Below are 12,730 nucleotides of genomic sequence, written 5' to 3'. Positions count from 1 at the left end.
GGAAATTCAGGAGGCCATGGGACAACCGCCGCATCCCCCACCACCGGCGCCACAGGCCGGTCCGCTCCCCAGACTTGCGCTCTGAACCACCTGGCCTCCGTTGGCAAGCTTATGGACCGGGGCGTCGGCCGGAGTATCCCCCACCTCAATACCCGCGCACTCACAGAGCTCCTGCCAGGTGGAAAGCTGCTCTCCCATACCGTGGCGCACCTCCACCACTCGCTGGTTAACCTCACACTGGTAGTCGTAAGTCGGCATAGATCGCTCCTCTGTTGAATGGCGCAAGAGTACTCCAGCCAACAAGGGTATTCCAGAGAGAACGCTTATCCACTAGAGAGACTGGAAGTTATTGATCATCTCCTGAAGGCTCTTTTTGAAGTGGGCCTTCTGGCGCGCATCCAGGGTATAGCTGATACGGCTGATCAACTCCACCGTCAGCTGTCGCCGCCGCTCCACCGCCGCCCGGTAGTCGGGACTCCACAGCCGTCGGTTGTGAATGACAAGCTCTCGCACCCGCGCCCTGGGCTGGGGTGAACGGAGCGCTTCCGCCAGGGCTTGCTGCCAGCGCTCGCGATTTTCCAGCCACCCCTCGTCACCGGATCCCACCTCTTTAAGGTAGGACTCCAGAAGCACCCACTGGCCATCGTTGATCGAGCCCAGCCAGTCCTCCATCAAGGATTCGGCGCGCTCACGATAGCGCTGGCTTCTGTCCCGCTTCTGCTCGATCAGCTGCTGGCGCTGCTCCTCATTGGCCTCGGCCAGCTTCTCGAACAACTCCTGCTGCTGCGCCGAATCCAGAGACAGAAGAAAGGCTTCGATGTCCGGTAGCAGAAGCCATTTAAGCGCTAACCAGAGCGCCTCCAGCCTTTGGTAGCCTTCCCATAACCGGGCCTCTTCTACCCCTTCAGCGTAGGGCTCCAGTGAGCGCAGAAAATCAATGTAGTGCGGCACCTGCTCTTCACGATGGACCTGGATCAGGGCTTTCACGCGGTCCCGCAGCTGATCGCCCTGCCCCTCCCGGAGGGTCACGTAGTCCTCAACATACCAGGGTACCAGCCAGTAGAGATTGTTGTAGACCGGCTTCAGGGTGCAGGCCGCCAGCAGTACCAGCACCGATACCAGCCACCCGAGCCTTGCGACTGTGCGCACCATCTTCGATCTCCCTATTGCCACTGCCCGGCCTGTTCCGGCGAGCCGTCTTACTGCAGATACAGGGCGCAACCGGCCGCCTCACAAACAGCTAAAGCCTAACCAGCCGTGCCGGGGTTGTCATCCGCGTGCCGGTCATTTCAGCCGCATTTACTTTTGATCGTGATCATGGAGGAATTATGGCGAAAATCATTCCCATTAGCATTAATAGCAAACATAAACGATCGCCTTACTTTCGGAGTCCTGCTGCTGGCAATGGCGGGGATACCCCCCAAACGAGCCCCGCAAGGAGGCGGGTACTCAAGCGAGCGCGACAGCGACTGGCTGGACAGCGGAGGACTGTGCGCTGTTGGGAGCCAGTGTCCGGCAGCGCTGGCTTTGGGATGATCAGCTGCACGCCCCGCAGTGGCCAATCCCCTGCGCCGAGGCGGAGTGGTCCCTTGCGGGTTCACCCACAGAAAACCTGAACCCGCCTGTGCAACACCTGTGGATAACTTTCCCGCCCCCCGATGGGCGGGGGAGCAACGAGGACTGCTCAAATTTAACTCAGCGGCGATCAGCGAAATACTGCTTGAAGGCGGCCACCACCCGCTCCACCCCCTCGCGGGAGATATCGAGGTGGGTAACCATGCGCATCGGCAGGCGTGAATCGAGGCGAATCCCCTGCTCGGCCATCGCCTGACGCAGCGGCGGGAACAGCGCGGGGTCCATATCGACATAGAGCATGTTGGTCTGCACCGCCTCCACATCGACCCGAAGTTCGTCGATTTCCGCCAGGCCGTTGGCCAGCTGCAGGGCGTTGTCGTGGTCCTGGGCCAGGCGCTCGACATGATGTTGGAGGGCGTGAATACCGGCGGCGGCGAGGATACCGGCCTGGCGCATGCCGCCCCCCACCACCTTGCGCCAGCGGCGCGCTTTATCGATCAGCTCGCGGTTGCCGCACAGCACCGACCCCACCGGCGCTCCCAGCCCCTTCGAGAGGCAGATCGAGACCGTATCAAAGGGCGCGGTAATGGCGCTCAACTCCACCCCCAGCTTGACGGCGGCGTTACAGACCCGGGCGCCATCGAGGTGGAACCCCAGCTGGTGCTGGTCGCAAAAGGCCCGTGCACGGCCGAGGTACTCCAGGGGGAGCACCTTGCCGGCGTGGGTATTCTCCAGCGCCAACAGGCGGGTGCGGGCAAAGTGGAAGTCGTCGGCCTTGATGGCGGCGGCCACCCGCCTAAGGTCGAGGCTACCGTCGGCTTCAAACTCGAGCGGTTGCGGCTGGATACTGCCCAACACCGCGGCACCGCCCCCTTCGTATTTGTAGGTATGGGCCTGCTGCCCGCAGATGTACTCATCCCCGCGCTCGCAGTGGGCCAGCAGCCCTACCAGGTTGCTCTGGGTACCGGTCGGCAGAAAGAGGGCCGAGGGCTGGCCACTGAGTTCGGCGGCCAGCTCCTGCAAACGGTTGACGCTGGGGTCCTCGGCAAACACATCGTCCCCCACCTCAGCCCTGGCCATATCGGCCCGCATGGCAGCGGTGGGTTGGGTCACGGTGTCACTTCGCAGGTCAATCATCGCCGTCATGGGTCATTCCTCAAAAAAGCGGGCGATCCACTATACACGAAACTGGGAAACCGCTCCCTTGAGGGTGGCCGACAACTGCGCCAGCTCGCGCCCGGTTTCAGCCACCTCGTTGACCGACTGCAGGGAGCGCTCGGACTCGCCGTTGATGGTCTCGACGCTGCCCTTGAGGTCGATGGATACATGGGACTGCTCCTCGGCCATGGAGGCGATGTTATTGATCATGTCGTAGAGCACCTGCACCGACTCCTGCACATTCTGTTGCAGTTGGTCGGCGCGTGTTATTGCCTCGATCCCCTCCTCGGCATGGCTGCAGGCGGCATCGATCACGCTCACCGCCCCCTTGGCACCGGACTGCAGGGACTCTATATTACTCTGGATATCGGCTGTCGACTGCTGGGTTTTGCTGGCCAGTGAGCGTACCTCGTCGGCCACCACCGCAAACCCGCGCCCACTCTCTCCGGCCCGAGCCGCCTCGATGGCCGCATTAAGGGCCAGCAGGTTGGTCTGCTCGGCTATACCCTTGATCACATCCAGCACCGCACCGATCTGGTTGGAACGCCCCTCCAGTGCATTGACGACCTCAGAAGCTTCGCGCACCTTGTTTACCAGCAGGGTAAAGAGCTCGCGTACCTGGGTGGAGATCTCCACCGTATGGTTGGTGTTCTCCCGCACCTGGTCAACGCTGTGCAGTGCGTTTTGCACGCTTTCGGTTTCGTACTGGATACTGGTGACAATCTCATCGAGCGCATGACTGACCTGGTCCACCGCCTGCTTCTGGCGGTCCATAGCGTCCTGCATACGGTTGCTTTGCTGGTAGAGGTCATCGATGCGGGTGGCGGTCTGGTCGGAAGCGGCATTGACCTGCTGAACAATACCCTGGGTCTTTTCGATAAAGCGGTTGATCTCGGCGGCCATATCGCCGATCTCCTCGTTGCTACTGATCGCGATGCGTCGGGTCAGGTCCCCCTCACCCGAAGCCAGCTCGTGAATCTCGCGAGTCAGCATCTGGATCTTGCTGAGCACCCGTATCGCCATTGCCACCAGCAGCACCAGTACAATCAATCCCCCCATCACCAACATGGTGAGGGTCAGGCTGGCCATCAGCCGTGAGGAGGAGGCATCGATACTGCGCTGCACCACCGCAAGCGCCTCCTCATTGCGGGCTTTAACCCCGCCCAGTGAGGTACGCAGGGCATCCAGCGTGGTACGCGACTGACTCTGGATGGCTTCATCCACCTGCTTCTGGCTTTCGCTGATCACCTCGGCAAAGCTGGCCTCCATACCCGCTACCGCCTGCAGTTCTGTTTCCCGGGAGACCCCCATGATAAAGCGCCCGATGACCGCACCGCGCGGATTGATCTCTGCCTCGCTGAGATAGATTGAGCTGTCACCACGCGCCGCATTAAGCACCTTGTCGCCGGAGCGACGACCTTCACCCCGCTCGAGCAGCGCCTTGACGCGGGGGTCGCTGCGCTCCAGATGGCGGGTCAGGGGGTTGCCATCGGCATCGAGGTAAAAGGCGAAGATTACATTGGGGTTGCGGTGAGCTACGCGAACGTATTCAGTCAAAAGCGGGGTATCCCGGTCCCAGATGGCGGCCGGAGCCACCGCCGCCAACAGCTGCGCCATCGAGTCGGTGGCGGCGACCAGGCTATCGCTCAACTGGCTGGCCACCTTGACCTGCTCGGCACCGAGCTGCTGTTTCAGTGTAGAGGCCAGGGCCTCACGGGAGCGTTGCGAAAGGGCCGCAATCGATTGCTGCACTTGCCGGCCGCTGGCATCGAGCTCCCCGGCAATGCTGCCATTCTCGGCCGCCATACGACCGGACACCTCCTCCACCAGGCTATCGACACTGCCCGAGGTCAGCACCAGGGTGATCACTACCTGCAAGCTGATCACCGCAACCACTGCGATGATCAAGGGGAGCAGCAGTCGGCTGCGCAAACTGTTTAACAGCGTCGATAGCATCATGGGAACAGCAACCTCCAGGGCTCATCGCTTGTGCACCCTGGCGGCTGCAACGCGATCGTTTTTTTACTGTATCTGCTGCACAGCCCAAAGCTTGAGACAGCCGGGTATAAAGAAGTGGGGCCGAAACCCTGACATCAAGGATAGCTAGGGGTTAGCGGGCTGTCACCAGCAGGTAACGCACCAGATCCCGCACCAGGAACCAGCGGATAAAGGTCGCCGTGAGGCGGATCTTGAACCAGCGCTGGCGACCGGTGAAGGTGCGCAGGTTCATGTAGTGCTGCTGTTGCCAGTAAAGGAAACCGCTGAACACATCATCGGTGATGTCGCTGATCGCGATCTGCTCGAACCCCTGCGCCTCCAGCAGCGCCTGGTACTGTTCCTGGGTAATCAGATTGGCCAGCGGGACACCGGCCATGCGCGCCAGGCTTTCCCACACAAACTGCTCCCAGCGACTGCCATGGGGCCGTACCACCACCATATCGGTGAGGGCCAGCACCCCTTCGTCCGCCAGTACACGACGGCACTCACGGAAAAAACCCGGTTTGTCGGAGAAGTAGTAGGCGTTATCGAGAGCCAGCACCTTGTCAACGGAGGACTCGGGCAGCTGCGCCAGCGCCATATGATCGCCTTTGTGGATCTGCACCTGGCTGAAGGGCTCACAACGTCGGCGAGCCTGCTGTTGCTGCCAGTACACCTTGCTGAAGGCATGCAGCGATTGCACCTGATAGTAATCGACCCAGATCAACAGCTGGTCGGAGCAACCGAAACTTACATCCACCACCCGATCACTGGCCCGCAGGCAGGCGCGATCGGCCAGCAACCCCGCCAGCTCAACACAGGCCCGCTCGTAACGGATGGCCTCCTTCCAGTACCCCAGATGATTCCAGCTGCTGGGCGGGTGCTCGGAGATGTTGAGCAGCCACTGCTCCTGGCTCATCGACTTGGCGTCAAGATTGGGGCGCCAGAGGCGACCGCTGAGGGCATTCGCAAGGTGCTTGACCACCCCGGACATATAGAGCCAGGTAAGCACAAAACCGGTGAGAATTCCGATCCAAAACATCGTCGAGTTAACCCGTCCTTAGGCGCACAGGGGCCTTGCTGTCAGGCCGCGGCAAAACGGCCGCGGGCGCGTTCACCGGCAGCCGTCAGCTCCCAGATCACGCGGTTCTTGTCGGATTGATGGGTATCTTTCTTGATCAACCCCAGGCGCCGAAGCTGCAGGCGAATCATGCGCATGGAGTGCTCGGTGAACTGGAAATCATTCACCGCATGGGACTCCGGATGGCGGTGGGCGACCAGAGTCCGATAGGCGTTGGAGAGAAACGCCGACAGGCTTTGCTTGATCTTGTCTTCGCTGGCACTGGGCTTGAGCGGGTTGGCGAAGGCGGTAAAGATATCCTTCCAACTCATGGAGGCCTTGAGGGTGGCCAGTTTGCAGTTGCCCTCGATGTAGAGGTTGCAGACAAAGGAGAACTCCGCCCGCTCGGTAAGGGACTGCTCCAGGTTGGTACTGCTCATGGGCGCCAGGGTGTCGCGCAGGTCGTTTAACTCAGCCACCTGCTGGCGCAGTTGCAGGTTCTCCTGGCGCAGAGAGAAGCTGGCGTTTTCGGGACGTACCCAGCCCGGGGAGGGGTTATCCTCGATAAACACAGGCAGGTGGCGGCGGACCGCCTGCTGCATCCCCTCGGCAGTGCCCCACTTTATTTCCGGGTGGGCCCTGAGCTCCTCACGAAAGACCCGCAGGCGGGCTTTCCCCTCGGCGGAGGTTTCACTGCGTTCGGGAGGCAGCTCATGCTTGCCGTCGTGCAGCAGGCAGAGGATCGGCTTACGCAGGGTCTTGGCGTAGGTGTATTCGCGGTGCATGTAGCTGACGCCACTGCGGGTCAGGGGGCCATAGCGCCCGGCGTTGAGAATGATGACGTAGTCGCTGTCGTCGATCTGCTGGCGCACGAGGGGCCAGATATCCTGAGTGTCATCGCCAAAGCCCGGCAGATACTCGGGTCCTACCGGTATGCACCCCATGCTCAGCAGGGTATAGAGCAACGCCTTGCGCTCCTCCTGCAGATCGCTGTGGGAGCCACTGATAAAGACCTGGTAGCGCTTGGTAGTCACGCGTGCACGCACTCTCGAATTGAAAACCGGAATCATTCCCCGCTTTGACGCAGGTAGGCCCAATTATAGCGGCAAAGCATAAAGTGAATACAGTCCTGCGCTCTACATATAGCACGCCTGGGTGACGGAGTGAGACAGGGCTCCGGTTATTAGCCGCGCCCTATTAGGTAAATTTACGAATTATGCGACTGCTTCACGGAGGCTAGCATAACCCCTTTAACTCTCTCCTGAACCTCACCGACCGCAAGGAGCACTGATGATAGACTCCGCCAATGACCTTATCTGGGGCAGCATACTGATCTACCTGTTACTGGGTGCCGGCCTCTATTTCACCCTGCGCACCCGGGCCATCCAGTTTCGCCGCCTGGGGTTTGCCTTCCGTACCCTGATCAACAGCCGAGGCACCGGCGGCGAAGGTATCAGCTCCTTCCAGGCCTTTTGCACCAGCCTGGCGGCTCGGGTCGGGACCGGCAACCTGGCCGGGGTGGCCATGGCCCTCTACCTGGGTGGGCCCGGCGCGATCTTCTGGATGTGGATGATTGCCCTGCTGGGGATGTCCTCGAGCCTGATGGAAAACACCCTGGCCCAGCTCTACAAGACCAATAACGGCGACGGCACCTTCCGCGGAGGTCCCTCCTACTACATTGAGAAAGCCCTGGGGCAACGCTGGCTGGGGGTACTCTTCTCCCTCTGCCTGATCGTCGCCTTCGGACTCGCCTTCAACTCGGTACAATCCAACTCCATCGCCACCGCCATGGATCATGCCTTCGGCCTCACCCCCTGGGTCACGGGTGCATTGCTGTGCATCGCCACGGCCCTGATCGTATTCGGCGGCATCCGCACCATCGCCCGCTTCGCGGAGATTGTGGTTCCCTTCATGGCGCTGGCCTACCTGGCGCTGGCGCTGTTTGTTGTGGTCACCCACCTGGATCAGATGCCCGCCGTGTTGAAGCTGATCTTTGAGAGCGCCTTCGGTATCGGCAGCGCTGCGGCCGGGGGAACCGGATACCTGGTCTCCCAAGCGATCATGCAGGGGATAAAGCGGGGCCTCTTCTCCAACGAGGCGGGTATGGGTAGCGCTCCCAACGCCGCCGCGACGGCAACTCCCAACCCGCCCCACCCGGTCACCCAGGGCATCATCGGCATGGCCGGTGTCTTTGTCGATACCATGGTAATCTGTACCGCCACGGCGGCCATTGTGCTGATCTCGGGCGAGCTGGAGAGCGGTCACAACCTGCAGGGCATCGCCCTCACCCAGAGCGCCCTCAACGGGCTGGTGGGAAGCTGGGGCGGTGACTTTATTGCCATTGCCATACTGCTGTTCGCCTTCACCTCCATCATTGCCAACTACTACTACGGCGAGAGCAACCTGCGGTTTATCATTGATCGCGGCTGGACGCTGCTGCTCTACCGGTTGGCGGTGCTGGGGATGGTGGTTTACGGCACCCTTGCCAGCCTGCCAACGGTGTGGAGCTTTGCCGACCTGAGCATGGGGATGATGGCGATCATCAACCTGGTGGCGCTGCTGCTGCTCTCCGGTGTGGTGTTCAGGGTAATCCAGGATTTCGAACAGCAGATCGAGCGCGGCCAGGTGCCCCATTTCGACCGCCGCCAGTTCGAGTTCCTGGATCGCAGCATCGACAAGGATGTCTGGGTCCCCACCGATGCCGAACCCGGCCCCGTTCCTGAAAGCCAACCTCAGCCCCGCTTTACCACCGCGGAGGCCTCCGCGCGGGACTAGCCTAGGCGCTCTTGCGCCGGTGACGTGCGAGGAACGGCGGGGTGCGGGATTTGGCCAGTTTCTCCACGAAGTGATAGCGCGCCACGTGGTAGCTGGGGTCGAAACCGTAAAAGTTAAGCTGCATCCGCTCCAGCTCCTCGGCCCGGTACTGGGCCAGGGGCTTGGTCGCTTCATCCTCGGCGCGCCGGCGCTGCTTGGCCGCCAGCTTCACCTCATAGTCGGCGGCCCCGGCCAGCGCCTCAGCGCGCTGGCGCAACTCGCGCTCAAACTCGGCCTGCGAGTCGCCAAACACCTCATCCACCAGTCCCAATCGCTGCGCCAGGGCCGCCCCCAGGGGTAAGCGGTTGGACATGATGCGAAGGGACTGCTCCTCGCCAACCCGCGCCGGTAGCAGGTAGGTCCAGTATTCGGAGCCGTAGAGGTTGCCCATCGATTTATAGTGAGGGTTCATCACCACAGAGCGGCGCAGATAAATCTGGTCTGCCGCCAGCGCCAGGAACACGCCACCCGCACCGGCATTGCCCCGCATCGCAGCGATGGTGAGCTTGTGCTGGCAGCGGATAATCGCCTCACAGAGGTCATCCATGGCGTTGATGTTTTCCCAGGACTCATCCGCTGGACTCGCAGCTGCCTCGATACTGTTGAGGTGAATGCCGTTGCACCAGAAATCTTCGCCCCCCATCAACACGATCACCCGCACCGGGCGCTGTTCGACGTAACGCCACGCGGCCAGCAGCCTGCGACACTGCTCGCTGGAGGCGGCGCCGTTGTAAAAGTGAAAGTGCAGGTAGCCGACCCCGCTCTCCTCCCGATACTGGATCTCCTGCCAGGTCGGATGAGCAGGCACTGTCTCGATGGCAAGCTGCTGCTCCGGCACGGAGGCCACGGCCTCAGCCAGCACCCGCGCAGCGGGTAGCTTGAATCCCGGTTCCTCGGCCTCCGGTTGCGCCAGGGCCAGGTGGGTGATCCACACCGCCCCGTCCACCGTGGCTCGACAAAGGGCGCCATCGCGTTGGGCTATCAGCTCGCCGGGCTGACCCCGCAGCTCCGCCTCAGGCCAGGCGTTATAGAGAAAGCAGTCGCGGCCACCGATCTGATCGCGCACACCGGGCTGGCTGTCGGCGGCGCGAATCCGGCGCAGAATCTGCTCGCTGCTGTCGCGCTGCCAGTCGATGGCGCGGTCGCTTTGGCGAATCGGGTCGTGCCACTGGCCTCGAATCGCCGGGTCACTGTAGTCCAACGGTTGCGGGGACTCGCCGTTGTCAATCTTCTCGAGCGCGGTGCGAACCGCCCGCACGGCGGCCTCGGTCACCTCGTTGCGATAGAGGCTGCTCTTGCGCGCCTCGCGCATGGGAAACTCTTCCCAGCCCCAGATATCGCCGGCATCCATCTCGGCTGCCGCCTGCAGGCAGGTCACCCCCCAGTTCGCCTCGTTGCGGGTGATCGCCCAGTCGAGGGAGGTGGCGCCGCGGTCACCGCGAATGCCCGGATGGATAATCAGGCAGCGGTGTTGTCGCCAGATCGACTCCGGGATCGCCCGCTTCAGGAAGGGGGCCAGCACCAGCTCGGGGGCAAAACGCTCTATCGCCTCGGCGGTCACCGCGTCATTGATATCAAACTCGACCGACAGCTCATGGCCATCCTCTTGCAGCTCCACAAAGAGGCGCTGGGTCAGGCTGTTGAACGCGTGGGTCAGGATCAGGATACGCATTGGAACTCCTCAGCAGATACGGGGCAGCTGCTCGCCGTTGAGCCAGTCAACAATGCGGTTGCCGCCGAAGCGGGTCTGCATCTGCACGAACCGGTGCGGGTCCGCCACCACCTCGCCGATACGACAGGCCTCTCCCCCCCTGGGGTGGGCGCGCATGGCCGCCAGCAGTGCTTCGCTGCAATCCGCCGGGCAGAAGGCCACCAGCTTGCCCTCATTGGCTACGTAGAGTGGGTCCAGCCCCAGGAACTCGCAGGCGGCCGCCACCTGCGGGCGCACTGGCAGGTTCGCCTCCTGGATCTGCATACCGACGCCGGCCTGCTGGGCGATCTCGTTGAGGGTGGTGGCCAGGCCTCCCCGGGTCGGGTCCCGCAGGCAGTGCAGGCCCGGCACCACCTTCACCATGTCCGCCACCAGATCGTGCAGGGGCTGGCTGTCGGATTCGATGGCCGTCTCAAAGGTTAGGTTTTCTCGCAACGACATAATGGCCACGCCGTGGTCGCCGATGGGTCCACTGAGGATAATGTGGTCTCCCACCCGCACCCGGTCGCCCCCCAGTTCAACCCCCTCGGGCACCACACCGATGCCGGTGGTGTTGATAAAGACCCCGTCCCCTTTACCCCGCTCCACCACCTTGGTATCGCCGGTGACGATGGGAACTCCCGCCTCCTTAGCCGCCGCTGCCATCGACTCCACAATGCGCTTCAGCTCCCGCAGGGGAAATCCCTCCTCGAGAATAAATCCGGCGGAGAGGTGGGTCGGCCGGGCACCCGCCATCGCCACATCGTTGATCGTTCCGTGCACCGACAATGAGCCGATATCGCCACCCGGAAAGAAGAGCGGCGAGATCACGTGGGAGTCGGTCGCCATCACCACCCGCCCCGGCGGCAGGCTAAAGGCGGCCTGGTCGTTCTGCTGGCGCAGGTAGGGGTTATCGAAAGCCTTGAGGAAAAGCCCCTCGATCAGCTGCGCCATCGCCTTGCCCCCGCTGCCATGGATCATCTCCACGCAGCCCGTGTCGAAATTGAGTTGGCTGTTGCCACGTAGGTTAACGGTCATGCTTCGCTCTTTTGAATCAGGTTCGATGGGGTGTCCGCCGCCAGGTGATCGCGGTAACGGCCATAGCTGTAATGGGCGGCGCAGGCCCCCTCGGAGGAGACCATGCAGCTGCCGATCGGGTTTTCCGGGGTGCAGACTGTGCCAAACAGTTTGCAGTCGCGCGGGGTCTTCACCCCACGCAAAATGGCGGGGCACTCGCAGGCCTTGTTCTCGCGGGCACTGCGACGCTTCAGGGTAAAGCGCTTCTCCGCATCAAAGGCGGCAAAGCGAGCCTTTATCTTCAACCCGCTGTAGGGCACCATTCCCAGCCCCCGCCACTCGAATTCACGGCGCATCTCGAAGGTGTCGGCGACAATTCGCTTGGCCTTGAGGTTGCCATCGCGGCTCACCGCGCGGGTAAACTCATTCTCCACCTCGGCCCGCCCCTCGTTGATCTGGCGCACCAGCATCAGGATCGCCTGCAGTACATCGAGGGGCTCGAAACCGGCGATCACCACCGGGCTCTGGTATTCCTCGGCAAAGTACTCGTAGGGCTGGCTGCCGATCACGGTGCTGACGTGGGCCGGGCCAACAAATCCGTCCAGGGGCAGGGTGCCCAGCTCGCGCACCTCGGGAGACTCCAGGATGGTGCTGATCGCCGAGGGGGTCAGTACATGATTGCAAAATACGGAGAAGTTTTTGATCCCCAACCTCTCGGCCTGCTGGATCGCCATCGCGGTCGGCGGCGTGGTGGTTTCAAAGCCGATCGCAAAGAACACTACCTCCCGCTCCGGGTTCTGGCGTGCCAGCGCCAGGGCGTCGAGGGTGGAGTAGACCATGCGTACATCCGCCCCTTCGGCCTTGGCCTTGAGCAGGCTCATCTTGCGGGACCCCGGCACCCGCATCATGTCGCCGTAGGTGCAGAGGATCACCCCATGGTCCATCGCCAGCTCGATAGCGGAGTCGATGCGCACGATGGGCAGAACACAGACCGGGCAGCCGGGCCCATGGATCATCTTTACCTCGGGAGGCAACAGGTCGGGGATGCCGTAACGAAAGATGGCGTGGGTATGGCCGCCGCAGAACTCCATCAGGTGGTACTGGCGACCAGGCTGCACCTCACGTTTAATCTTCTGCGCCAGCTCCTGCGCCAGCTGGCCATCGCGAAACTCGTCGACGTACTTCATAGCTGTGCCGCTGCCTCGGAGGCGATCTGCTCCAGCTCACCCATCTCGGCAAACAGCGCCAGGGTGCGCTCGGCCTCCTCGGGATCGATCTTGTTGAGGGCATAGCCGACGTGGAGGATCACATAGTCCCCCACCGCCACATCCTCCACCAGCGCGATCGACACCGACTTACGGATGCCACCGATATCCACCAGCGCCATCTCGTCTTCCTGAAGGGCTTCCACCCTTACCGGGATCGCCAGACACATAACA

11 protein-coding genes are annotated in these 12,730 nt (G+C 62.2%); 1 reads left to right on the top strand and 10 read right to left on the bottom strand.

All coding sequences use genetic code 11. The features are described 5' to 3' along the window. Positions 1–6 precede the first annotated feature (6 nt). The 6 genes from D0544_RS00710 to D0544_RS00685 form a co-directional block, all read right to left on the bottom strand. Complete coding sequence (locus D0544_RS00710; protein WP_125013871.1) at positions 7–258, bottom strand: zinc ribbon domain-containing protein; 252 nt, start codon at positions 256–258, stop codon at positions 7–9. Between the two features lie 72 nt (positions 259–330). Continuing rightward, complete coding sequence (locus D0544_RS00705) at positions 331–1,152, bottom strand: DUF6279 family lipoprotein (protein WP_125013869.1); 822 nt, start codon at positions 1,150–1,152, stop codon at positions 331–333. 543 nt (positions 1,153–1,695) lie between these two features. After that, positions 1,696–2,721, bottom strand: a complete 1,026-nt coding sequence (ltaE, locus tag D0544_RS00700; RefSeq protein WP_125013867.1) for a low-specificity L-threonine aldolase — start codon at positions 2,719–2,721, stop codon at positions 1,696–1,698. 30 nt (positions 2,722–2,751) lie between these two features. Further along, complete coding sequence (locus tag D0544_RS00695; RefSeq protein ID WP_125013865.1) at positions 2,752–4,692, bottom strand: methyl-accepting chemotaxis protein; 1,941 nt, start codon at positions 4,690–4,692, stop codon at positions 2,752–2,754. Between the two features lie 151 nt (positions 4,693–4,843). Next, on the bottom strand, positions 4,844–5,752 hold the full coding sequence (locus tag D0544_RS00690) for a class I SAM-dependent methyltransferase (protein WP_125013863.1): 909 nt from the start codon (positions 5,750–5,752) through the stop codon (positions 4,844–4,846). 41 nt (positions 5,753–5,793) lie between these two features. Then, the gene (locus tag D0544_RS00685; RefSeq protein ID WP_164880776.1) at positions 5,794–6,804 is read right to left on the bottom strand and encodes a DUF4062 domain-containing protein; all 1,011 of its coding nucleotides are present in this window, start codon (positions 6,802–6,804) and stop codon (positions 5,794–5,796) included. A 256-nt stretch (positions 6,805–7,060) separates the two neighbouring features. Here D0544_RS00685 and D0544_RS00680 point away from each other — a divergent pair, with 256 nt between their 5' ends. After that, positions 7,061–8,545 carry an alanine/glycine:cation symporter family protein gene (locus tag D0544_RS00680; protein WP_125013859.1) on the top strand — a complete coding sequence of 495 codons (1,485 nt, stop codon included), beginning with the start codon at positions 7,061–7,063 and terminating at the stop codon, positions 8,543–8,545. Position 8,546: 1 nt separating this feature from the next. Here D0544_RS00680 and D0544_RS00675 read toward each other — a convergent pair whose 3' ends face one another. The 4 genes from D0544_RS00675 to D0544_RS00660 are packed head-to-tail and all read right to left on the bottom strand — an operon-like array spanning position 8,547 to position 12,726. After that, complete coding sequence (locus D0544_RS00675; protein ID WP_125013857.1) at positions 8,547–10,256, bottom strand: hydrogenase maturation protein; 1,710 nt, start codon at positions 10,254–10,256, stop codon at positions 8,547–8,549. 9 nt (positions 10,257–10,265) lie between these two features. Beyond that, the gene (gene hypE / locus D0544_RS00670) at positions 10,266–11,312 is read right to left on the bottom strand and encodes a hydrogenase expression/formation protein HypE (protein ID WP_125013855.1); all 1,047 of its coding nucleotides are present in this window, start codon (positions 11,310–11,312) and stop codon (positions 10,266–10,268) included. Further along, entirely contained in the window at positions 11,309–12,478 is a 1,170-nt protein-coding gene (gene hypD / locus D0544_RS00665; RefSeq protein WP_125013853.1) for a hydrogenase formation protein HypD, read from the bottom strand. The genes hypE and hypD overlap by 4 nt, the downstream gene beginning before the upstream one ends. Then, a complete protein-coding gene (locus D0544_RS00660; RefSeq protein WP_125013851.1) occupies positions 12,475–12,726 on the bottom strand; it encodes a HypC/HybG/HupF family hydrogenase formation chaperone in 252 nt (83 codons plus the stop codon). The genes hypD and D0544_RS00660 overlap by 4 nt, the downstream gene beginning before the upstream one ends. Between the last annotated feature and the right edge of the window lie 4 nt (positions 12,727–12,730).

The organism is Aestuariirhabdus litorea (assembly GCF_003864255.1).
Classification (GTDB): Bacteria; Pseudomonadota; Gammaproteobacteria; order Pseudomonadales; family Aestuariirhabdaceae; genus Aestuariirhabdus; species Aestuariirhabdus litorea.
This window is presented reverse-complemented; position numbering and strand designations above follow the sequence as displayed.

Bases quoted from the DNA above. Each gene is read 5' to 3' on its own strand.
- D0544_RS00675 (WP_125013857.1), bottom strand. From the start codon at position 10,256: ATGCGTATCCTGATCCTGACCCACGCGTTCAACAGCCTGACCCAGCGC.
- hypE (WP_125013855.1), bottom strand. From the start codon at position 11,312: ATGACCGTTAACCTACGTGGCAACAGCCAACTCAATTTCGACACGGGC.
- D0544_RS00690 (WP_125013863.1), bottom strand. From the start codon at position 5,752: ATGTTTTGGATCGGAATTCTCACCGGTTTTGTGCTTACCTGGCTCTAT.
- hypD (WP_125013853.1), bottom strand. From the start codon at position 12,478: ATGAAGTACGTCGACGAGTTTCGCGATGGCCAGCTGGCGCAGGAGCTG.
- D0544_RS00695 (WP_125013865.1), bottom strand. From the start codon at position 4,692: ATGATGCTATCGACGCTGTTAAACAGTTTGCGCAGCCGACTGCTGCTC.
- ltaE (WP_125013867.1), bottom strand. From the start codon at position 2,721: ATGACGGCGATGATTGACCTGCGAAGTGACACCGTGACCCAACCCACC.
- D0544_RS00680 (WP_125013859.1), top strand. From the start codon at position 7,061: ATGATAGACTCCGCCAATGACCTTATCTGGGGCAGCATACTGATCTAC.
- D0544_RS00660 (WP_125013851.1), bottom strand. From the start codon at position 12,726: ATGTGTCTGGCGATCCCGGTAAGGGTGGAAGCCCTTCAGGAAGACGAG.
- D0544_RS00710 (WP_125013871.1), bottom strand. From the start codon at position 258: ATGCCGACTTACGACTACCAGTGTGAGGTTAACCAGCGAGTGGTGGAG.
- D0544_RS00705 (WP_125013869.1), bottom strand. From the start codon at position 1,152: ATGGTGCGCACAGTCGCAAGGCTCGGGTGGCTGGTATCGGTGCTGGTA.